The organism is Phyllobacterium sp. TAF24 (genome assembly GCF_052113785.1).
GTDB lineage: Bacteria > Pseudomonadota > Alphaproteobacteria > Rhizobiales > Rhizobiaceae > Phyllobacterium.
Window position 1 is genome coordinate 18,092 of the sequence record NZ_JBFRDN010000039.1, and the last position, 20,868, is coordinate 38,959.

The 20,868-nt window shown below is 56.0% G+C and carries 29 protein-coding genes; 22 read left to right on the forward strand and 7 right to left on the reverse strand.

What is annotated here, in order from left to right; translation table 11 throughout:
* The first annotated feature begins 5 nt into the window (after positions 1-5).
* From AB4Y96_RS23470 to AB4Y96_RS23480, 3 genes are read left to right on the forward strand one after another with little or no spacing between them, the layout of a single operon-like run.
* Complete coding sequence (locus AB4Y96_RS23470) at positions 6-548, forward strand: GNAT family N-acetyltransferase (protein ID WP_441920279.1); 543 nt, start codon at positions 6-8, stop codon at positions 546-548.
* Positions 545-724, forward strand: a complete 180-nt coding sequence (locus tag AB4Y96_RS23475) for a hypothetical protein (protein ID WP_441920281.1) — start codon at positions 545-547, stop codon at positions 722-724. Before AB4Y96_RS23470 ends, AB4Y96_RS23475 begins: the two co-directional genes overlap by 4 nt.
* Before the next feature lie 40 nt (positions 725-764).
* Positions 765-1,610 (forward strand): class I SAM-dependent methyltransferase, encoded by an 846-nt coding sequence (locus AB4Y96_RS23480; protein WP_441920282.1) that lies wholly within the window; start codon positions 765-767, stop codon positions 1,608-1,610.
* Between the two features lie 7 nt (positions 1,611-1,617).
* Here the strand turns inward: AB4Y96_RS23480 and AB4Y96_RS23485 are convergent, their stop codons facing one another.
* Positions 1,618-2,001 carry an SgcJ/EcaC family oxidoreductase gene (locus tag AB4Y96_RS23485; RefSeq protein ID WP_441920283.1) on the reverse strand — a complete coding sequence of 128 codons (384 nt, stop codon included), beginning with the start codon at positions 1,999-2,001 and terminating at the stop codon, positions 1,618-1,620.
* Between the two features lie 221 nt (positions 2,002-2,222).
* Here AB4Y96_RS23485 and AB4Y96_RS23490 point away from each other — a divergent pair, with 221 nt between their 5' ends.
* From AB4Y96_RS23490 to AB4Y96_RS23500, 3 genes are all read left to right on the forward strand, one after another.
* Positions 2,223-2,612: a DUF930 domain-containing protein gene (locus AB4Y96_RS23490; RefSeq protein WP_091880662.1), complete on the forward strand. Its 390-nt coding sequence runs from the start codon at positions 2,223-2,225 to the stop codon at positions 2,610-2,612.
* Between the two features lie 119 nt (positions 2,613-2,731).
* The gene (locus AB4Y96_RS23495) at positions 2,732-3,145 is read left to right on the forward strand and encodes a hypothetical protein (RefSeq protein ID WP_441920285.1); all 414 of its coding nucleotides are present in this window, start codon (positions 2,732-2,734) and stop codon (positions 3,143-3,145) included.
* Between the two features lie 74 nt (positions 3,146-3,219).
* The gene (locus AB4Y96_RS23500) at positions 3,220-3,471 is read left to right on the forward strand and encodes a GlsB/YeaQ/YmgE family stress response membrane protein (protein WP_091880665.1); all 252 of its coding nucleotides are present in this window, start codon (positions 3,220-3,222) and stop codon (positions 3,469-3,471) included.
* Between the two features lie 62 nt (positions 3,472-3,533).
* Here AB4Y96_RS23500 and AB4Y96_RS23505 read toward each other — a convergent pair whose 3' ends face one another.
* A complete protein-coding gene (locus tag AB4Y96_RS23505) occupies positions 3,534-3,950 on the reverse strand; it encodes a hypothetical protein (RefSeq protein WP_441920286.1) in 417 nt (138 codons plus the stop codon).
* A 160-nt stretch (positions 3,951-4,110) separates the two neighbouring features.
* Positions 4,111-4,497 carry a nuclear transport factor 2 family protein gene (locus tag AB4Y96_RS23510; protein ID WP_441920288.1) on the reverse strand — a complete coding sequence of 129 codons (387 nt, stop codon included), beginning with the start codon at positions 4,495-4,497 and terminating at the stop codon, positions 4,111-4,113.
* 127 nt (positions 4,498-4,624) lie between these two features.
* Here AB4Y96_RS23510 and AB4Y96_RS23515 point away from each other — a divergent pair, with 127 nt between their 5' ends.
* The 14 genes from AB4Y96_RS23515 (at position 4,625) to AB4Y96_RS23580 (ending at position 14,720) form a co-directional block, all read left to right on the forward strand.
* The gene (locus AB4Y96_RS23515; RefSeq protein ID WP_091880668.1) at positions 4,625-5,134 is read left to right on the forward strand and encodes a hypothetical protein; all 510 of its coding nucleotides are present in this window, start codon (positions 4,625-4,627) and stop codon (positions 5,132-5,134) included.
* A gap of 123 nt (positions 5,135-5,257) precedes the next feature.
* Positions 5,258-5,758 carry a DUF2165 family protein gene (locus AB4Y96_RS23520; RefSeq protein WP_091880669.1) on the forward strand — a complete coding sequence of 167 codons (501 nt, stop codon included), beginning with the start codon at positions 5,258-5,260 and terminating at the stop codon, positions 5,756-5,758.
* A gap of 80 nt (positions 5,759-5,838) precedes the next feature.
* Positions 5,839-6,084, forward strand: coding sequence for a hypothetical protein (locus AB4Y96_RS23525; RefSeq protein WP_441920290.1), 246 nt, complete (start codon positions 5,839-5,841; stop codon positions 6,082-6,084).
* 289 nt (positions 6,085-6,373) lie between these two features.
* Positions 6,374-6,742, forward strand: a complete 369-nt coding sequence (locus tag AB4Y96_RS23530) for a hypothetical protein (protein ID WP_441920291.1) — start codon at positions 6,374-6,376, stop codon at positions 6,740-6,742.
* 73 nt (positions 6,743-6,815) lie between these two features.
* Positions 6,816-7,130 carry a cupin domain-containing protein gene (locus AB4Y96_RS23535; protein WP_091880674.1) on the forward strand — a complete coding sequence of 105 codons (315 nt, stop codon included), beginning with the start codon at positions 6,816-6,818 and terminating at the stop codon, positions 7,128-7,130.
* 65 nt (positions 7,131-7,195) lie between these two features.
* Complete coding sequence (locus AB4Y96_RS23540; protein WP_441920293.1) at positions 7,196-7,606, forward strand: GFA family protein; 411 nt, start codon at positions 7,196-7,198, stop codon at positions 7,604-7,606.
* A gap of 104 nt (positions 7,607-7,710) precedes the next feature.
* Positions 7,711-7,941, forward strand: coding sequence for a hypothetical protein (locus AB4Y96_RS23545; protein ID WP_091880676.1), 231 nt, complete (start codon positions 7,711-7,713; stop codon positions 7,939-7,941).
* 50 nt (positions 7,942-7,991) lie between these two features.
* A complete protein-coding gene (locus AB4Y96_RS23550; protein WP_441920295.1) occupies positions 7,992-8,558 on the forward strand; it encodes a GNAT family N-acetyltransferase in 567 nt (188 codons plus the stop codon).
* Positions 8,559-8,743: 185 nt separating this feature from the next.
* Entirely contained in the window at positions 8,744-9,205 is a 462-nt protein-coding gene (locus AB4Y96_RS23555; RefSeq protein ID WP_175540599.1) for a hypothetical protein, read from the forward strand.
* 156 nt (positions 9,206-9,361) lie between these two features.
* Positions 9,362-9,721, forward strand: coding sequence for a GFA family protein (locus AB4Y96_RS23560; protein ID WP_441920296.1), 360 nt, complete (start codon positions 9,362-9,364; stop codon positions 9,719-9,721).
* A 186-nt stretch (positions 9,722-9,907) separates the two neighbouring features.
* Positions 9,908-11,347: a methylmalonyl-CoA mutase subunit beta gene (locus tag AB4Y96_RS23565; protein ID WP_441920298.1), complete on the forward strand. Its 1,440-nt coding sequence runs from the start codon at positions 9,908-9,910 to the stop codon at positions 11,345-11,347.
* Entirely contained in the window at positions 11,347-13,479 is a 2,133-nt protein-coding gene (scpA, locus tag AB4Y96_RS23570) for a methylmalonyl-CoA mutase (RefSeq protein ID WP_441920300.1), read from the forward strand. Before AB4Y96_RS23565 ends, scpA begins: the two co-directional genes overlap by 1 nt.
* A 1-nt stretch (position 13,480) precedes the next feature.
* The gene (corA, locus tag AB4Y96_RS23575; RefSeq protein WP_441920302.1) at positions 13,481-14,473 is read left to right on the forward strand and encodes a magnesium/cobalt transporter CorA; all 993 of its coding nucleotides are present in this window, start codon (positions 13,481-13,483) and stop codon (positions 14,471-14,473) included.
* Between the two features lie 79 nt (positions 14,474-14,552).
* Complete coding sequence (locus AB4Y96_RS23580; RefSeq protein ID WP_441920304.1) at positions 14,553-14,720, forward strand: AbrB/MazE/SpoVT family DNA-binding domain-containing protein; 168 nt, start codon at positions 14,553-14,555, stop codon at positions 14,718-14,720.
* Positions 14,721-14,757: 37 nt separating this feature from the next.
* On the opposite strand, the gene AB4Y96_RS23585 is transcribed toward AB4Y96_RS23580, so the two are convergent.
* Positions 14,758-15,231: a GreA/GreB family elongation factor gene (locus AB4Y96_RS23585; RefSeq protein ID WP_441920306.1), complete on the reverse strand. Its 474-nt coding sequence runs from the start codon at positions 15,229-15,231 to the stop codon at positions 14,758-14,760.
* Positions 15,232-15,338: 107 nt separating this feature from the next.
* On the opposite strand from AB4Y96_RS23585, the gene AB4Y96_RS23590 reads away from it, so the two are divergent.
* Positions 15,339-16,658: a TIGR03808 family TAT-translocated repetitive protein gene (locus AB4Y96_RS23590; RefSeq protein ID WP_441920308.1), complete on the forward strand. Its 1,320-nt coding sequence runs from the start codon at positions 15,339-15,341 to the stop codon at positions 16,656-16,658.
* Here AB4Y96_RS23590 and AB4Y96_RS23595 read toward each other — a convergent pair.
* Positions 16,651-17,682: an asparaginase gene (locus AB4Y96_RS23595; protein WP_441920310.1), complete on the reverse strand. Its 1,032-nt coding sequence runs from the start codon at positions 17,680-17,682 to the stop codon at positions 16,651-16,653. The genes AB4Y96_RS23590 and AB4Y96_RS23595 overlap by 8 nt on opposite strands.
* Positions 17,683-17,763: 81 nt before the next feature.
* Here AB4Y96_RS23595 and AB4Y96_RS23600 point away from each other — a divergent pair, with 81 nt between their 5' ends.
* Positions 17,764-18,504 carry a DUF3750 domain-containing protein gene (locus AB4Y96_RS23600; RefSeq protein WP_441920312.1) on the forward strand — a complete coding sequence of 247 codons (741 nt, stop codon included), beginning with the start codon at positions 17,764-17,766 and terminating at the stop codon, positions 18,502-18,504.
* Here AB4Y96_RS23600 and AB4Y96_RS23605 read toward each other — a convergent pair.
* Both AB4Y96_RS23605 and AB4Y96_RS23610 read right to left on the reverse strand, forming a co-directional pair.
* Positions 18,501-19,214 (reverse strand): class I SAM-dependent methyltransferase, encoded by a 714-nt coding sequence (locus AB4Y96_RS23605; RefSeq protein ID WP_441920313.1) that lies wholly within the window; start codon positions 19,212-19,214, stop codon positions 18,501-18,503. The two genes, AB4Y96_RS23600 and AB4Y96_RS23605, sit on opposite strands and share 4 nt — an antisense overlap.
* A gap of 113 nt (positions 19,215-19,327) precedes the next feature.
* A complete protein-coding gene (locus AB4Y96_RS23610) occupies positions 19,328-20,494 on the reverse strand; it encodes an acetyl-CoA acetyltransferase (protein WP_441920315.1) in 1,167 nt (388 codons plus the stop codon).
* Positions 20,495-20,868: the final 374 nt, after the last annotated feature.

Here is a 20,868-nt window from a genome sequence, read left to right on the forward strand (position 1 = left end):
GCCCCATGCAACCAGAAACTCCCCGGCTCCGACTGCGCCAATGGCGGGCGGAAGATCGTGCGCCGTTTTTTGCGCTTAACAGTGAACCTGCCGTTCAGCGCTATCTCATGCCCCTGACGCGTGAAGGTTCGGATGCCATGCTTGATCGCATCGACGCGCAGTTTGCTGAAAATGGCTGGGGCTTCTGGGCGCTTGAAGAGCGTGCCAGCGGAACGCTGATCGGTATGTGCGGACTTGCCGATATCCCATGGCAAGCGTCCTTTACCCCGGCAGTTGAAATCGGCTGGCGGCTTTCGACGCCATGGCACGGCAAAGGGCTGGCACGGGAAGCAGCAGAAGCCGCGCTTGCCTATGGCTTCCAGGTCTTGAAACTCGACCATATCGTCAGTTTTACCACGCCCGCCAACACTGCCTCCTGGGGATTGATGCAACGGCTTGGCATGCAAAAGACGGGCGAATTCGACCATCCCAGCCTGCCAAAAGATCACCCGCTGTGCCGCCATGTGCTTTATGAAATAACCGCTATGCAGGCAGGAGAATCGCGATGAGCAATGAACAAATCTGTCATGTGGCGGTCAGCCAGAAGAACGATACGAGCTGGTATTATGTGCTCGTTGTCGATGGGGAAGCCGGTCCGCAGATCGGTCCTTACAAGACAGAGCAGGAGGCCCAGACTGCCGGAGAAAAAGAGCTTGCCGATCTGGATCTGAGCACGGATGAATAAGCGACAGATATCGACGCTCCATCCAACAGCAAGGATTCCCATGTCTGATGCACGCAACAATGATACCGGAACACCGGGTGTATGGGACGATTCACGTTCGCATAACTGGATAGCCTTGCAGGCCCCGCTGGAGCGGATGCTTGCGCCGCTGGGCGAACAGGCAATCAAAGCTCTTGCACCACAAAGGGGCGAGCGCTTTCTGGATGTGGGCTGTGGCTGCGGCAATACTTCTCTGGCATTGGCCCATGCTGTCGGACCGGATGGCAGTGTAACCGGTGCTGACCTGTCTGCGTCCATGCTCGCTGCCGGGCGCAATCATGCGGCGGAGAAAGGCCTGAGCAATCTGCACTTCATCGAAGCCAATGCGCAGACACATGGCTTTGGCTCCGGTCAGTTTGACGGATTGTTTTCGCGCTTTGGCGTGATGTTCTTCGATGATCCTGTTGCGGCCTTCACCAATCTGGGCAAGGCATTGAAGCCGGGCGGACGTCTTGCCTTTGTTTGCTGGCGTGACCGGCCCGAAGTCGAATGGTTTGAAATGCCAATTCAGATCGCCAGCAAACATGGCGTGCCAGCCCCGGATTTACCGGGAATCGGTCCGGGCGCATTTTCGCTCGCCAATCCCGAGCGCGTGCGGGCAGTTCTTGGCGCGGCAGGTTTTACCGATATTGGTGTTACGCCACTGAATCTTAAGACAGGTGGCGGCGATATCGACGAAGTGTTGAGCATTCTTCACATTGGTTTCGTCGGTGAACACATCAAACAGTTCCCCGACAAGGCAGACGCCGCGTGGGAGGCCATTCGGCGGAACCTTGAAGCCTACCGGACGCCGGATGGCGTTTTCGTCGGCACCGGGACATGGATTGTGACGGCTCGCCGCGCCTAACACCGAGCTACTTGTCTTCTGTCACCATATTGGCGTCGCGCGCGAGCCGCCACTTGCCGTCGGGCTCTTTTTGCAGAAGGGTCAGCGTATAGCCCGAGCGGCGTTGCGTCGCGCTGCCCGGTGCGGTAACGGCAATCCTGATATGATTGCGGATGAACGCCCATTGCCCAAGAATCTGAAGCTCGACAATATCGCTTGTCCCCTCCATGCGCATCTCTTTCAGACTGTCTGAAGCAGAGGCAAAGACTTCCCTGCCGAATGGTTCCCGGCCGGGCACGGTGAATACAACGTCGTCGGTCATCAGGCTGAGAATCGTGGCAGTATCGCCTGCCTGGCTGGCGGCTATCCACGTCTCGACGACATTGCGGATTGCCTGTTCATCTTCTGTCATCGGATATACCTCCTCTTTGCCGGATAGGGGGCCGGATATGGGTCGGATAGGGGATTGTATCCTCAACATGATCGGCAACCAAGTTGGCAACTTTTGACATTGCCGCAGCTTTGGGCAAATTTCCTCTCCCCGCGATTCGAAAAGCAGACCGTCAGGTTTGATTCATCAACATCGCTGCCAAGGCGTTGTCCGCAGGCAGATATAGAAGGCTGACCCCATTCATGAAAAAGCCAACGCTCCTGTTCGCAATCCTTGCGCTGTCCCTGCAATCCGCATCGGCAATGGATACGAGGATGGAAGTCGGACTGGAAAAGCTCGATCCGCAGACCCGGCTGGAACAGCGCTGCGACGTCGAGGCTATGGAGCGCATCCGCAAGGACGAACATGGCTATAATCCCGATAAGGTGCTTGCCTATGCCTTTGCTGATCCGAAGGTGGATGTGCATTCGATCAAGTCGCGCGGCGCAGCCTTTCGTAGCCGAGGCGAATGGTATCATCTGGCATTCAAATGCATGACGAATGAAGACAATATGGAAATCGTCGCCTTCAAATACCAGATTGGCGACAAGGTTCCGAAAAATGAGTGGGGCCAGCACTATCTGGTTCCGTGAAGTTTCAGATATTGCCCAATTTACAGTTTCCACTTTTGTGCAATGTTGCCGCAATGGGAATCGCTCACACTCTTTGGATCCGGTGCTGTCAATGATGGCACCACATCCGGAGAGCCAAGATGCCCAGTCTCTTTCGAGTCCTGCTGCCCGCTGTGCTGCTTCTGAGTTTTACCCCTGCTATGGCCGCCACGTCTGCGGTGGCCGCCGCGTCTGCCGTCGGTGATGCGACACCAATCGACAGCCGCCTTTATCAAAAGCCGCTGATCCATTTTGTTCAGTACGACAACCCCTGCACCGACGGCCGTTACAATGACGGCAAGCCCCGCAGTTGCCGCGAACTCCTGCGCATGCTGGATCGGCGCGAGCGCTATCGGGAAAGGCGGGACGATTATCGCGAGAGACGTGAGCGTTACAACCCCTGCACCGACGGCAGGGTCAGTGATGGCCGCCCCCGCAATTGCCGGGAAATAAAGCGCTGGCTGCGTGAACGGGATGACGAAGAAGACTGGCGGCCACGCAAAGGCTGGAAATAGCGCATGGGGCGCGGAACAAACCGCACGCTCCACCGTTTCAATCGTCGCGACTGTTCGCAACGGAGGGAATTGATATGGGAACTGCAGGTGTAGGCTGGATTGCTGCCATTATCATCGGTGGTCTGGCCGGATGGCTGGCCGAGATGTTCATGAAGAGCAATACCGGCATCATCATGAACATTATTCTGGGCATCGTTGGTGCGGTGCTTGCCAATGCCATCCTGTCGGTATTCGGCATTATTCTCTCAGGCTGGATCGGCTATCTCATCGCCGGTTTTGTCGGCGCCTGTATCCTGATTGCCGTCGGGCGCGCTGTCCGCCGATAGATTTATCTGCCCGGTCAGAGTACCTGCCCGGTCGCCGAAGCGGCCGGGCAGTTCTCCCCACCCTAACCGTTGGCCGATGCAATAATGCGGCAGATGGCGGTGCGCGTTGTGCCTTCGGGTGCTATCTGTCCTATCGCAACCATGAAAACCACATCAACCCGGCTACCCTTGCCCGCCTTGCGCACGACGACACGCAATGTCTGCGGGCGGCCCGAACCGGTGACTTCCTGCTCGGCCGTGATCGCACCAAGGCTCTTGTTCACATCGATGCCGGAAAAACCTTCAGCAGCCACGGCTTGCGCGAGATTACTCAACGCCGTCTTCGGGTCGAGCTTCGGGAAAACCTGCCAGCTCTTGTAATTTATGGCAGTGATAACCGGAATACCTTCCGTCTTGAAATTACCTGCACACGTCTGTGCCTGCGCGGATGAGACGGCCAATGTTGCAAATGCGATGCCCGCAAGAAGTTTCCTGATCATGCAATCCCCCCGACATAAACAGGGCCTGATTATCATGTGATCATCAGAGCCCTTGGCTGAATGCACCCGGAGCGCTCCGGCAACATCCGCCTCAGTGCTTAGCACTGGTAGCTGTATTTTCGCCGGACAAAAGATTCACTAGTGAATTATGATTGCGGGGTCAGGCTGCCGAATCATGCAGCCGTGGCTGGCCCATCTTGAACCAGGCTTTAGCAATCTTGCCTTTATCGATTTCATAGATGGCAATGACATCCACCTCGCCGGGACCCTCGGGGAACGTGCGTGTTACAACTTCCTGATCAATGACCATCGTACCAACAGCGATGCGCTTGAGCAGTTTTCCCAGCAGATTCGGCTCCTTGAAACGGACAATATGCCGTTCGCGGATTTCTGCGGCGCCATTGGCGAGCAATTGATCGGGAAAAGCATAATATTGGCAATCATCAGCCCAAAACTGCATGAATGTGTCAATGTCGCAGGCATTATAGGCTTCGAGCTGCCCCTGAACCGGTATTGTTGCATCAGTGCTGTCTATAGTCGAATTCATGTATTGCATCCTTATGCACAGCCATTGCTTCGCGTGGACGGAATCGGAGCCATCCCGCACGCATTCGTTATTGCATTCATGCCAATGACACGATTGATTGGCTCGGTAAACATTTGATGGGGCAAGCATGAGTTTGTTGGCATGGACCGATGAACGCTGGTACACGCTACGCAGCGGGTATCGTGACCTTTATAACCCGTCCGAGGCACTTCAGGCACTCGAACAGGGCGATTTTACGCTGGCTTGGGATGAGCTTTGGGATAATCTGATTTACAAGCGGGATGTGGATACGGCCGCCTATGCTTCCGTTCCCGAGATTGTCCGGATTGCCTGGCAGTTGAAGCTTGCGGACTGGAATGCCTTCGCGCTCATCGCAACCATCGAAGAAGCGCGCCTCAACAATGATCGCAACCCACCTATCCCTGAATGGCTGATGGATGCCTATGAGCGGGCATGGATCGATATGGCCACGCTTGCGCTACAAATTTATCCGAGGGCCGAAGACCCTGCATTGGTGACGAGCCTGTTGTCTGTTCTCGCCTTTGCAAAGGGAAAAACAGCAGTCGGAACCTTTGCGGTGGGCTTGATTGAGGACGAACAGGCCCCATTGCTGCGTATTGACAGCGACGAGAATTAGCATCGCCTCAATCAGGCAATGTTTCACATTCCATCATTCAAAACGGCATAAAAATAAGCCGCCATTAACTGGCTGATGGCACACTCTCTCATTGAAAAACAACAAGATCATGAGGGACGTCCAATGCTTATCACCCGCCTGAGCAAAACCGCGTTCGTTGCGGCAATCGCTTTCTTCGCCACGCTTGTGGCTTTCGGCAATATCACCGATTACGGCTCCAACTTCGCCTTCGTCCAGCATGTGCTGCTGATGGATACGATCTTCCCTGATGCAACCATCAAGTACCGTGCTATCAGCAGCCCGGCGCTGCACAATGCATTCTATATTCTCATCATCGCAGCCGAGACCCTGACAGCTATTCTGTGCTGGATTGGCGCTTTCAACATGATCGGACGTGTCGCAGACAACGCCCGTGCGTTCAACCGCTCGAAGAAGTGGGCCATTGGCGGCCTCGCGCTTGGCTTCCTTGTCTGGCAGGTGGCGTTCCTGTCCATTGGTGGCGAATGGTTCGGCATGTGGATGTCGTCAACGTGGAACGGCATCGAATCGGCCTTCCGTTTCTTCATCACCATCATTGCCGTGCTGATCTTTGTAACGATGCCGGATGGTGAAACCACCGACTGACAAACCTAAAATTTTTGTAATGCCGGAACAGAGCGTCCGGCCCGTGTATTGTGTGATCGTCAATAGCTTAGAGGTACGACATGAAAAATCTGATCATTGCTACAACAATCGCCCTTACATCTCTGGTGGCATTCAATGCACCATCCCAAGCCGCACCGTTCGCTGCAACTCTGGCCGGGAATACCGCAACCGAAGTGCAGAATGTTGATTACCGGCCCGGTTACCGGCACAACCAACGCAAATGGAACCGCAACTGCTTTGTCAGGACAGAACGGCACCGTGTTCATGGCCGTATCGTCATCAAGAAAGTGCGCGTCTGTCGCTGAATCTTAGCAAAAAACAAAAGCCCGGCAAATAATCCTGCCGGGCTTTTTGCATCTCAGAGGCCTTTTATGTGGACAGTTGGCAGAGGAATTTGACCCCCGACCCGATTGCTGCCAAAAAACTACTTCACTGTTACGTCAACGTCACAACGGAGATGCTTGATGAGACACAAATGCCTTGTGATCGGCGTACTTGTCGTTCTGTTTGCCCTTCTGGGGACCCTTGCTCTGTTTTCCAGAAAAGATTCGAGGCCCGGCCAAATACCCGCACATTCGCTTCAGGACCCCTTGCGTGCGCCCTCTTGATTCTGCCGCGCGCCCATCAAACAACCGCTTGAAATGGCTCGGGTTTGGGATTCTTGTTGCCGCCCTGCCCCTGGCATTTTTTGGGGCGGTGCTGCCCGTCAATGAATACAAGGCGCAGGGGATAGATGCTGTTGATTGCGACGGATCGCTTCAGGTGCTGCTCTTCGCAGCGCCGGCTTTGCTGATCTATGCGCTGGGGGCTTTTCTCAATGCACGATACCCGCGAAAGCCGCTCAATCTGGGTGTCGCGGTGATCTGCGCTTTGCTCGTCGTCGCTGTCGGGCGCAATGTCATTGCATCCATAGAGGAACAGCGCCTGAACGCAACTGCGGAAACGTGCAGCAGCGGCCTGTGAGAATTGCCGGGAGACTTGCATTCCCCGGCTGAACGCGATTGGATCAATGTTCATCAATCAGGAGCGATAATAATTGGCATTCCAGTGCGATCTACCCGCAATTCCCACCGTTCAGCAGGATGATGACGCCGTGCGCATAACCCGCTGGGATTTCCAGCCGGGTGCGGTTACCGGCTGGCACGAGCATGGATGGCCCTATTTCGTTGTCATGCTCATGGATGGAACGCTACGGATTCACAACGGAACCGATATTACCGATGTCCCGCTCGTTGCGGGCCAATCCTATCAGCGCCCGTCCGGTATCCGGCATGATGTCATGAATGGCTCAGCACATCCGATTGCCTTTGTTGAAATCGAGATCAAGAAGCCGGAAGCGCTTATCGTCTAGGGGAACTTTCAGGGTTGTTGTTCTGTTTATGGGGTTAGATGGGCCCTGCTTCAACGGAGAACGAAATGAAAGTCGATGGTTCATGCCATTGCGGCCAGATCAAATTCGAAGCTGAAATAGACCCCGACAGCGTTACAATCTGCCACTGCACCGATTGCCAGAGACTGACCGGCACCGCCTTCCGGGTCTCGGTTCCCGCGGTGGCCAGCAGTCTGCATTTCATCACAGGCATGCCCAAAACCTATAGAAAAACCGCCGATAGCGGCAGGCAGCGGATGCAAGGATTTTGCGGGCATTGCGGTACTCCCCTCTATTCTACAAGCACCGATGAACACCCGACTCATTATGGCCTGCGGGTTGGATCGCTGGCCCAGCGCAACGAGCTTGTGCCGCGAAAGGAGGTGTGGCTGCGGTCTGCCCTGCCCTGGCTCCCAGACATGCCTTGCGCAAAGTCCTATGAATGCGAGAGTTTCTAGCCATTGCTCCCAGTTATCCACAAGGTGGAATTTTCAAGGCTTGGCACGGCTCTCATTTGCCGTAAAATTGGCACTCGCACTTCAATCAACACCAGGAGGACCAAGTGATCGATCCGTCTGATGTCAATCGCGACGCAGAAACAATCGTGCTCACCCTTGACGGCAATCTGGCTTCGACCGAGCATAAATACCCCAGCGTCGATCAGGCGTGCATGGCAATCCCCCAGCTCCGGGATATATCCGGCGTCTATATCAATGGCGATACGCCCGTAGATGCCACAGAATTTGTGCAACTCTGCAGAATACTCGACAAGGGGCCAGCTGTTCGCTCGTAATGACATACTGCCCGCTTGATCAATTCGCGCGGGCAGATAGATTGCCGGTCATGATTCCAGACCACAATTCCCTTCCCATCACTGACATCATTACTCCGCGCCTTGTGCTCCGGCTTATGGAAGGCGAAGACCTGTCGGCTTTGCTGGCTGGACAGATTGCGGACGTCGAACAACGGCTGGGTGTCAGAATACCGGGAGAAGTGCTGGATCACGCGAGTTCATTCCGATTCGGTCTTGATCAACTCAAAGCAGACCCACTTTATCGGCCATGGTCATCGCGTGCGGTTATTCTGCCGGGCGAAAACAGAATGATCGGGCATGTAAGATTTCACAGCCGCCCCGACCCTGATTATCTCCGCAAATATGCCCGTAATGCCGTCGAGTTCGGTTACCGGATCTTTGGCCATGATCGCGGCAAAGGTTATGCATCCGAAGCGGTGGGAGCCATCATGGATTGGGCGCGGGATGCACACGGTATCAGCCATTTCGTCTTGTCGATCTCTCCCGACAATGCGCCTTCGCTCGGGATCGCGCGAAAGTTCGGTTTCGTCAAAGTGGGCGAGGAAATGGACGACGTTGACGGAATGGAGCATGTATACTTGCGTGTTGCAGACTAAATCTGATGATCATAACTGCAGGCGTTTCGGTATGGGACACGATTGATTACGAAAACAGTGCAATTGTGACCGTTAATCATGCATCTCCTGCTTGATTGCGCTGGCTTACAATACCGATTTAAGGAACCATTGAGCACTGAACTTGTTTGAGTAAACAAGAATGTTGTTCGTCAGGAGCAAACACGATGTCTATCAAGTCTTTTGTCTTCGCAGCTTTGATCGGGGTTTCCGGCCTCGCGCTCTCCGGATGCGTTGAAGGCAGCGGCGGCTATTATGAGGGATCGAGCGGCTATGGTGGTTACTATGGCGGCTACGGCGGTGGTTACTACGATTCCTATTATGATGGCCCGCGCTACGGCAGGCGCTATGACCGCCGCGACTGGCGCGATGGGAGACGATGGGATCGTCGTGACGACAGAAGATGGGATCGTCCGGGACGTCCTGACAACCCACGGCCGATCGTCAATCCCGGCCCACGGCCTGACCCTGGTCCGCGGCCCGATCCGCGACCACGCCCGGTTATGCCGCCGCGCGTCGATCCCGGCCCGGCTCCAGATGGCGGCGGACGGATGCGCCCGCTTGGTGACACTGGCGGGTCTGATTCCGGTGGACGGATCATCATGCCCCGTCAGGGAGACAACCACTGACGCATAACGCAGTGCTGCCAGAAACTGACAGTAAGGCCTACTCATTTCCCCTGTGCGTCTGTGACGGATGCACAGGGAATTATCGAGTGGACGATTTCAAACAGTTTCCGATATTGCAGACAGGACATCCGGCATAGGTATCACAGCGAGGAAACCATGATTGAAGCCTCATGCCATTGCGGCGCCGTTCGCATTGAGCTTGCCGAGCGGCCAAACGTCCTCCAATCCTGCAATTGTTCCATATGCCGCCGTGTCGGCGGTCCCTGGGCCTATTACCATCCCAAAAATGTGACCTTCACCAAAGGCGAAGGCACGACTGTCGCCTATGTTCAGGGAGATCGCACGCTGGCGATGCATCATTGCCAGATCTGCGGCTGTGTGACCCATTGGGAAAGCACCGACAAGGAGAACGCGGATCGGATGGGCATCAATGCAGGCCTGATGAACCCGACTGATATCAAGGGTTTACGCCTTCGCCACTTCGATGGCGCCGATACGTGGACCTTTCTGGACTAGCCCAATATCTCCGCGCCACATATTTTGTTTTATTGCGTAGCAGCATAACACCCCGTAAAGTTGGTAGAAAATATCGGGCTGCGCACGGATTGCGTTATTTGAGCCTGAAAACCAACAATTGCGCCGGTTTTCTGCCGAAATGATTTCATTCGACGGGAAAGCGGTGCGATTCGACCGGGAGTGAGCATGGACGCGTCTATACTCAAGGATACAGCCTTTGCGGCAACAAACCACGAGGGCTGGGTCAAGCTGGCGCAGAAGGCCCTGAAGGGGGCTGATTTCAAGGAGACACTTGTCTCCCGGACTGACGATAATATTGCTATCCAGCCGCTTTACGAGCGTCGCAAAAAGGCGCAGCTGACACCGCGCCGCAATCCGGCGCAGCCATGGCATATTGTGCAGCGCATCGACGATCCGGACCCAGTCCGTGCCAACAAACAACTTCTGGAAGATCTGGAAAATGGCGCAACCGGTATTTCACTGGTTTTCGAAGGCGCGCCGAATGCCTTTGGCTATGGGTTGCCGTCGACGCGCGAAGCTGTTGATCAAGTGTTGCGCGGTGTGCATCTGGAGATGATCCACCTGCGCATGGATGTGCATCCGAAAAGCCGTGCCTGCGCCGACTGGTTTGTTGATTACATGCGCCCGCGCAACGTCGATCCCAAGACGATGAGTTTCTCGCTGGGCATTGATCCGGCTGCCACTCTGGCCGGAACAGGCCGCCTGCGCATGACGCTCGCCGCCCTGAAGGCGTCATTGCCGCAATCGCTGGCCGGTTTTTTCTCTACCGATCTGCCGGGGATTGTGCTGGAGGCGGATGGCCGGGTCTATCACAATGCCGGTGCCACGGAGGCACAGGAACTCGGCGCCATGCTGTCCATCGCCGCCGGGCACTTCCGCCTGTTCGAGGAAGCGCGCCAGCCAATCGTTTATGCCGCGCCGCATATCGGTTTTTCCATCGCCGTTGATCAGGACCAGTTCCTGTCCATTGCCAAGTTGCGGGCATTGCGCCGCCTTTGGGCGCGGTTGCAGGAGGCTTGCGGCATCCGGCCATCCGAGGCAACCATCCATGCGGAAACCTCGTGGCGCATGATGACGAAGCTGGACTGCGAAACCAACACGCTGCGTACAACAATCGCAGCCTTTGCAGCGGCGGTTGGCGGGGCGGACTCGCTTGCCATTCTGCCCCATACCATCACCCATGGCCTGCCCGACCAGTTTGCCCGCCGACTTGCACGCAACACCCAACTTGTGCTTGCCGATGAAAGCAATCTTGCTTTCGTTGCCGATCCCGGCTGTGGTTCGGGTGCTATCGAAGCCCTGACCGAAGCGCTCTGCGAAGCCGCATGGAAGGAATTCCAGACGCTGGAAAAGGAAGGCGGTATCCTGCAAAGCCTTGTTGAAGACCGATTCCAGCAGCGCGTTATTGCGGCGCGCGAGGAACGCAGCCGCGACTATCGCTCCGGCAAGCGCGCCATCATCGGAACGACACTTTTTCCGGCGAAACAGGAACGTCCGGTGACGGTGCTCGATGCGCCCCACATGCCCTTGCCGACGGATGGCGTGGTTCATTGCGAGCCGCTGACCTTCCCGCGTATTGATCAAACATTGCAGGCGTCCGAATAATGCGCGTTCCAGATTTTACCGAGATCAATTGGCAAGAGCCCAAATCAGCGCCCCGTAAACCGGAAGCTGGCGTCTGGAAGACGCCCGAGGGTATTCGCGTCAAGCGTGCCTATGGCGATGCGGCGCTGAAGAACCTGCCGCATCTGGATAGCTATCCGGGCTCTGCACCATTCATTCGCGGCCCCTACCCGACCATGTATGTGCAGCAGCCCTGGACGATCCGGCAATATGCAGGTTTTTCCACCGCCGAAGAATCCAATGCGTTTTACCGGCGCAATCTGGCGGCTGGTCAAAAGGGTCTTTCCGTCGCTTTCGATCTTGCCACGCACCGGGGCTATGACAGCGACCATCCGCGCGTGGCCGGTGATGTCGGCATGGCTGGTGTTGCCATTGATTCCATTCTCGACATGCAGCAGCTGTTCGACGGTATTCCGCTCGGCGAAATGACCGTTTCCATGACCATGAACGGCGCTGTGCTGCCCATTCTGGCGCTCTATATTGTTGCCGCTGAGGAACAGGGCGTCGACCAAAAACTGCTCGCTGGAACCATTCAGAACGATATTCTGAAAGAGTTCATGGTGCGCAACACCTATATTTATCCACCGCAGCCTTCGATGCGGATCATTTCGGACATTTTCTCCTATACCTCGCAGCACATGCCGAAATTCAACTCCATCTCGATTTCCGGCTATCACATGCAGGAAGCCGGAGCGACCGCCGATCTCGAACTTGCCTACACTATTGCCGACGGCATCGAATATGCCCGCGCCGGTGTCGCCGCCGGGCTTGATATCGACACTTTCGCGCCGCGCCTTTCCTTCTTCTGGGCCATCGGCATGAACTTTTTCATGGAAGTGGCCAAGATGCGCGCTGCGCGTCTGCTCTGGGCAGTGCTTTTGAAGAAGAACTTCAATCCGAAAGATGAGCGCTCCCTCTCTCTGCGCACCCATTCGCAGACATCGGGCTGGTCGCTCACCGCGCAGGACCCTTACAACAACATCATGCGCACCATGATCGAAGCCATGGCGTCGACGCAGGGCCATACCCAGTCGCTGCACACGAATTCCTTCGATGAGGCGCTGGCGCTGCCAACTGACCATTCGGCGCGTATCGCACGTAACACACAGCTGATCCTGCAAAAGGAATCCGGCACCACGCGGATCATCGATCCATGGGGCGGTTCCGCCTATGTGGAGCGCCTGACCCATGATCTGGCGACCCGTGCGCTCGCCCATATCGAGGAAATCGAAACGCTCGGCGGCATGGCAAAGGCCATCGAACAGGGCATTCCCAAACTGCGCATCGAGGCAGCAGCAGCAAGAACGCAGGCGCGGATCGATAGTGGTCAACAGCCGGTGGTCGGGGTCAATTCCTATCGCCCGGTTGAGGATGTCAAAATCGATGTTCTGAAAATCGATAATGCCGAAGTGCGAGCGCGGCAGCTCTCCAAGCTGCAACAGCTCAAGGGCACCCGTGACGTCTCCGCCGTGGAAAGTGCGCTGGCGACGCTCACCAGCGCGGCAAAATCCGGCACCGGCAATTTGCTCGATTTTGCCATCAAAGCTGCACGGGCGCGCGCAACAGTTGGTGAGATATCGCTGGCACTGGAAAAAGCCTATGGCCGCCATGTTGCGGATATCCGCACCATATCGGGTGTCTACCGCAAGGAAATCGGCAAGAGCGCGGTTGTCGACCGGGTTCAGGCCAAAGCTGCCGCCTATGAAAAACGGACGGGCGAAAAGCCGCGCATTCTTGTCGCCAAGATGGGTCAGGACGGCCACGACCGCGGCCAGAAGGTTATTGCGACAGCCTTTGGCGATCTCGGCTTTGATGTCATTGTCGGCGCGATGTTTCAGACACCCGATGAGGTGGCGGAACTGGCCATCGAGAGCAATGTTGATATTGTCGGTGTGTCCTCGCTGGCCGCCGGGCATCTCACCCTTGTGCCCGAGCTGAAAGAGGCGCTGGGCCGCCGCGAGCACGATGATATCCTGATCATTGTCGGCGGCGTCATTCCACCTCAGGATTTTGACGCTGTGCTCAAGGCTGGTGCAGCGGCGATTTTCCCGCCCGGAACCGTGATTGGCGAAGCTGCGGAAAAGTTGATCGATACCTTGCTGGATTCATTGTGACATGATCGTTTTATATACACTCGAAGAAGACCATCTTCTCGCCCGTCCCGCCAAGGTGGGTGATACCTTGCCCGACAATACGGTCTGGATTGATCTGCTCAATCCGACACATGATGAGGATATCCAGACTGAGACCTGGACCAAGACCGCCATTCCGACGCGCGAGGATATGGTGGAAATCGAGGAATCCAGCCGGTTCTATACGGAAAATGGCGGACAGTACCTGACAGCGCCGATCCTCTATTTCACCGAGCACAAACACCACGCCATCAGCCCTGTCTCCTTCATCCTGACGGGTTCTTTTCTGGTGACTGTGCGCTACGCCGAACCAAGGGCGTTCAGCCTTTACGTCAGCCGCGCCACAAAACCCGGCAATGGTCTCATCAATGAAAAATGCAGTGGCGTGACCATTCTGCTCGGCATTGTCGAAGCGGTAACGGACCGGATCGCCGATATCCTTGAAGGCGTTGCCTCCGATATCGACCAGAATTCCCATACGATTTTCCGCCGGAATGACACTGACAAGCCAATGACAACGAAAAATTTCCGCGACAGCCTTACCCGCATCGGCGGTCAGGGCGCGTTCCTGTCAAAGGTGCGGGAAAGCATTGCCGGTGTGAGCCGTCTGCTCGTTTACCTTGCCGCGATTACCGAGCAGAACAGCTACAAGAAAGAGACAAAGGCCTGGATCAAGTCACTGGAGCGTGACACACAATCGCTGAGCACCTATGTCGACTTCCTGTCCAACAAGATCACCTTCCTGCTCGATACAGTTGTAGGGCTTATTTCCATCGAGCAGAACGCCATCATCAAAATCTTTTCCGTTGCCGCCGTGGCCTTCATGCCGCCGACGCTGGTCGCCTCGATCTACGGCATGAATTTTGCCTTCATGCCTGAACTCAAAGAGGTTTGGGGCTATCCCATGGCCATCGGCATGATGATCGCTTCGGCTGTCATCCCGCTCCTGATCTTCCGCAAAAAGGGCTGGCTCTAAGACGAAGTGATGAGATCAATGGCCTTGATGAACCTACCGACAGATGTTGTAATCCGCTTACAACACTGGGGCAAAGATCATGCGTGTTACGCTGATACAGGTCGGAGACGAAGTAGGCTTTATCTTTCCAGATGGGATACTGGAACGCTACAATCTCAAAACCGGTGATGAGCTTGAACTTATCGTGACTGACTACGGGTTTAAACTTACACCCATTCGCAAGGCCCCTGAAAGCTGTTCTGAATAAACGCGTTAGCCCGCGTTCCTACCATTCTGATTCACGTTTACGGCGCCGTATCAATCGCGGTGATTTCCCATTCATGCGTGTTGAGCACAAAGCTGTCGCCGACTGATTTGCCGAACATTAGTTGCGCCATGGGTGAGACATGGGAAATCTTGCCGTGGCTGGCATCGGCTTCGTCCTCGCCGACAATGGCCCATGTCTGCGTCTTGTCATGCTCGTCAATGATGGTGACGGTCATACCAAAGCGCACGACCTTGCTGGCGGGATCGGGATGCGACACCTCCGCAGTCTCGCGACGGGCCGTCCAATAGCGCAGGTCGCGTGACGCGCGGGCAATCAGGTCGCGGTCGGCATCGGCGTTGCCTTTGGCGAGTTCCTCATGTGAAGCGGCGATTTCCGCATCGATCAGCGCAAGACCGTTTTCGGTCACAAGATTCCGGTGCGGACTGATGGGACGCTCGCCCAGATCAATCGAGGAATTGCTGTCGTCTTCCTTCGTGAAAGCTCTGCTCATCCGATAAAGGTATGCCTTGCCTGCCCCTGCTGCAAGTGCCATCAATCGGATGGCCGAAAGCGCAAAATTGACTGGCCGGTTTAAACGCTGATCGTGAGGAAATATCCGTGATCAACAGACGTCTTATGCTTGGCGTAATGGCCGGATTGGGTGCAACGGTGTTGCCAGTCCGTGCTTTTGCCGCGTCGTCAACCGGGTTAAAGCCGGGCTCACCTGATGATCAGGGAAAAGTGCTGAATACACTTTTGCAGAAAGCGAGCCGCACTGGCGAACAGATATTCCTGCCACCGGGAACCTATATTGTTTCGGGTGTCGATCTTCCTTCGCGCGCCAATCTTGCGGGCATTCCCGGCGTAACCCGCCTTCTCTATGGCGGCGCCGGTTCTTTCCTCAATGCCAGCAATGCCAATCAGGTTCGGCTGAGCGGGCTTGTCATCGATGGTGCAAGCCAAGCACTCACCGGCAAAGCGCTGGTCGAAGGCACCAATGTGTCCGAACTCGTCATCGATGATTGCGATTTCACTGCTTCAACCAAAAATGCCATAGCGCTGTACGGGTGCGGCGGCAGGATCGAACGCAATCGTATCCAACGGGCTGCGGATGCGGGCATTTTCGCCTCGCAATCCAGCGGTCTGGAGATAGCTGCGAACCATGTTCATGATTGCGGCAATGGCGGAATTCTGGTGTTTCGCGATGCGCAGGGCCCGGACGGAACGATCATCAGCAACAACCGCGTCGAGAACATCCGGGCGGATGGTGGCGGCACTGGGCAGAATGGCAATGGCATCAATGTGTTTCGCGCCGGCAATGTGCTGGTTGCCAATAATGTTCTGAACAAGTGCGCCTTTTCTGCCGTGCGCGCCAATGCCGGAAACAATGTGCAGATCATAGGTAATAACTGCCGTGACAGCGGCGAGATGGCACTTTACTCGGAGTTTGCCTTCGAAGGGGCTGTCATCTCAAACAATATTGTCGATGGCGCGGCCAGCGGCATTTCCATGGTCAATTTCGATGGCGGCGGGCGCATGGGCACCTGCACCGGCAATGTGGTGCGCAACCTCTCGGCAATTGGCCCCTATCCCGCCGATGCACCGGGCTTTGGTATCGGCATCAGCGTTGAAGCGGATATTTCCGTGACCGCCAATCTTATCGAGAACGCGGCGCTTTATGGCATCAAGCTTGGCTGGGGGCCGTATCTGCGCAATGTGGTGGCGACGGGAAACGTCATCCGGCAGGCAGGCACAGGCATTTATGTCAGTGTGGTCGATGGTGTTGGTTCTGCCATTATCACCGACAATATCATTGAAAAGGCACCGCGCGGCGGCATTGTCGGCCATCGCTGGATGGATGCCGTGACAGGCGACCTTGCGAGGCAAAACGCCAGCGGCAATAGTCGCCTGATCGTTGAGCGCAATATTCTTAGTTGATATCGGCTTCAGTCAAAATATCAGCGGGGCTGACAACACCATAGGTAATGCCATTCCAGTTGCGCATTTCCCGGTCCGCAAACCGATCAAGTTTTGATTCCAGTTCCGCATCATTGCGGAAAATCCTGGAGAGAACCGATGCGATCATCGCTTCCGATGCGCGAGTGGCGCCATCATCGCATTTCAGCGCAATGCCAAGACCAAACTCCGGCAGGGCGGCGACAAACACGCCTTCCGCACCGGTTTTGACGAAAATCCGCCCCGGTGCCATTTCCATCAGGCGGGTGCAGGCGCGGTTGGTACCAGCGACATAGTAGGGCGCGGCCATGGTGGCATTGAGCAGACGCTTGGCGGCCTTGGCACGTACCGGCGGCAAACCAGTACCAGTCGCCATGCGGGCAAAGCCATGGGCGAGGCTCTTCAATGGAATGGCATAGGTCGGGATCGAACAACCATCGGTGCCGCAATGATCAAGCGAGTGGACCGCGCCGGTCACGCTCTCCATGGCCTCGCACACCATGTTCTGCGACTGTGAGCCAAGCGACGAATAACCCGAGGTCGGAATGCCCAAATGCACGCAGGTGCACAGAAAGCCGGAATGCTTGCCGGAACAATTATTGTGCAGCGCTGTTGGCTCCTGCCCGCTTCTGGCAAGGGCGATCAGCACCGCCTGATCCGATGACCAATGCGCGCCGCATTCCAGCGCCGAACCGTCAAGCCCAGCCCGGCCGAGCATATCGGCAGCCTTTTTCACATGCAGCGGCTCGCCCGAATGGGAAGCGCAAGCCATCGCCAGCTCCTCATCGCCAAAACCATAGGCATCAGCAGCACCGCTTTCCACCAGCGGCAGCGCCTGTATCGCCTTGATTGCCGAACGGGGGAAAGTCGGACGTTCAATATCGCCGACGGAATAGACAATCTTGCCATCACCATCGGTGACAACGACAGCCCCGCGATGGCGGCTTTCAACTGTTTCACCACGAAAAACTTCAACCAGAACAGGATTGCTCATGACGTCCACCATTGAACAGGAAATTGACCGAAATCGGCCCGAATTGATGGTCTTATAGGACGCTCCGTTTCCCTTTCCAATGGAGAAAGCTGCTTGCGCAAATTATTCATCCGTCTGGCACTTGCGATCCTCATTCTTTTCGTTGTTCCCTCGCTCGTTGCTATCGGCTGGTGGATGACGCAGCCCCATGACGATAATTGGCGTATGGCGGATTGGAGTTCCAGCGGAGTGCTCCCTGCCAGGCCAACGGTTGATGATGCAGCCATCTACGTTCTTGCCGCCCGCACTGGCGGACTAAAAGGTGCCTTGTCCCTGCATTCATGGCTTGTGTTGAAAAAGCCGGGAGCGGCCTCCTATGATCGTTATGATGTTGTTGGGTGGGGAACGCCTGTTCGCAAGAATGCTTATGATTATGATGGGCGCTGGTACTCGAACACGCCTGTTATTGTCGGCGAAATCCACGGGGAACAGGCGGCGGCTCTGATACCTCATATCGAGAAAACGATTGATACTTATCCTTATGCGAAACCCGGAAACTATGTGATCTGGCCCGGCCCCAACTCCAACAGCTTCGTTGCGCATGTCCTGCGCGCCAATCCGCAAACGGGAATGATGTTGCCCTCCAACGCCGTTGGCCGCGATTTTCCAACCGAGGGACGGCTGCTGTCCATTGACGATGACTGGAAGAACCTGCGCCTGACCCTCTTTGGGTATCTCGGTGTTGCGGCGGGCACCAGCAGCGAATTCGAGATTCAATTCATGGGCTTGGTCGCAGGATTTGATATCCGGAATCCGGGTCTTAAAGTGCCGGGCTTCGGCACTCTCAGTCTCTAGGCCGCAGGCTTTTCCCATTCCATGATCAGGAAATAGGGCACGCGGCGATAGCGGTCGGCTTTATCGGGATCGCCGCCATAGGGGGCGGGTTCGGCAAAGTGGCGCAGGGTGAGGCCTTGGCCAAGCAGGAGCGACATATAGGTGCTCAACGGGCGGTGCCAGTTCTGGATGCGGATACCGCGCCATTCCACCCAGTCGACGCGCTCTTCCAGATAATGATCGACATAGAAGCGCGGATCGCCATTGATATCGGGCTGCCAACCGGCGGGTTGTCCGGCCGTGTTGAAGCTGTTGAGATTGGCAATCAAAAGAGTTCCGCCCGGCGCTAGCACGCGGGTCATCTCGGCAATGGCTTTGCGCAGATAGGGAATGTCGATGAGGCTGAGATAGCTCACCACCAGATCAAAAGACGCGTCGGGAAATTCCAGCGCCTCCGCATAGCCGACGCGATAGTCCCCCTCCGGATCTCTGGCCAGTGCCTGTTCCAGCAGTTCCTCGGTGGGGTCGATTCCCACCGGCTTGATTCCGAGGTCTTTGAGGATGCGGCAGAAGCGGCCTTCGCCGCAGCCGACATCAAGGGCGTTTTTAAAGCTGCGGCCGCTGATGCGTTCCAGCATGGGTCGGTCGAGGACATAGACACGGCCATAATCGCCATCATCAGCCTGTTCGGCGATCCATGCGGAGGCCGATTCTTTCCATCCGTTCGACATGGCATTTCCTCGTCGGAAAAAGATGATTCAATTCATGGATTTATAATGTGCTTTTGAAACAAAGAATCCGGGACTTCAAGTCCCGGATTGAAAACCTCTACTAAGGCTCATGCCTATTTGATGCGTTCGAGGATCGACACGTAGTTGGCAACCGCAGCGCCGCCCATGTTGAAAATACCCGCAAGCTTGGCATCCGGCACCTGAATGCCACCCGCTTCGCCTGTCAACTGCATGGACGAGAGCACATGCATGGAAACGCCGCTGGCGCCGATGGGGTGGCCCTTGGCTTTCAGACCACCGGATGGATTGACAGGCAGACGCCCGCCCATAGCCGTCTGGCCTTCGAGTGCAACCTTGGCACCCTCACCCGGCTTGGCCAGGCCCATCGCCTCATATTCGATGAGTTCGGCAATGGTGAAGCAGTCATGGGTTTCAACAAAAGACAGGTCGTCGATTGTCACCCCTGCCTGATCCAGCGCGCGTTTCCAGCCTTCGGAGCACCCTTCGAACAGAAGGATGTCGCGCTTGGAGATCGGCAGAAAATCCTGCACATGGCTTGCAGCGCGGAATGCAACGGCGCGCTTCATCTTCAGGGCTGTCTGCGTATCGGTCAGCACCAGTGCCGCTGCTCCATCAGATACAAGCGAGCAATCCGTGCGCTTCAACGGTCCGGCAACGAAGGGGTTCTTTTCGCTTTCCTGACGGCAGAACTCATAGCCCAGATCCTTGCGCATCTGTGCATAAGGATTGTTGACGCCGTTCTTGTGGTTCTTGGCAGCAATCGTCGCCAGCGCATCGGACTGGTCGCCATATTTCTGGAAATAGGCCGCTGCAATCTGCCCGAACACACCGGCAAAACCGGCAGGGATATCGCCCTCTTCGGGCAGATAGGAGGCTTTGAGCAGATTCTTGCCGATCTCGGGTCCGGGGGTTGATGTCATCTTCTCGACACCCACGACCAGTACAACCCTCGCAGCACCGGCGCGAATGGTCTTGATACCCTGATGCACAGCCGCCGAACCGGTGGCGCAGGCATTTTCCACCCGCGTGGCGGGCTTGAAGCGGAAGGCATCACTGGCCTGCAACACGAGGCTGGCGGTGAAATCCTGCGGCGAGAACCCGGCATTGAAATGACCCAGCACAATCTCGTCCACATCCTGCGGGCCGATACCCGCATGATCAAGCGCAGCAACCGCCGCCTTGACGATCAGACTTTCGACGCTCTCGCCTTCCAGTTTTCCGAAAGGCAAATGCGACCATCCAACGATACAGGCTGTCATGTCATTCCTCCAAAATGTCATTCTTGTTGAGGTAACCATGAACCTGTGGCGTTTCAAGGTAAAGGGGTTTGTTGCAGTGCAATACCGAGGTGGGGTGTTTGGCAATTATCGTGCTTGTGGGGAGGGTGCGGAGAGTCGTTTATTGCTTTGTCAGCTTTGTAGCTGGCTGCATGAAAAGGGTTCGTGGGTTCGTGGTTCGTGGTTCGACAAGCTTGTCTGTTAGAGATGGTATAATGTGAAGAGGTCCACGTACCCTTTCCCGGCACGTGGACCGATTGACAGGATGCCGTTTCGACAAGCGGACATTGCAGTCCGATGGTGAGCAAGGCCCTGTCATTCGATGACACCCGAACAGTTGCAAGGGGCACCGACCC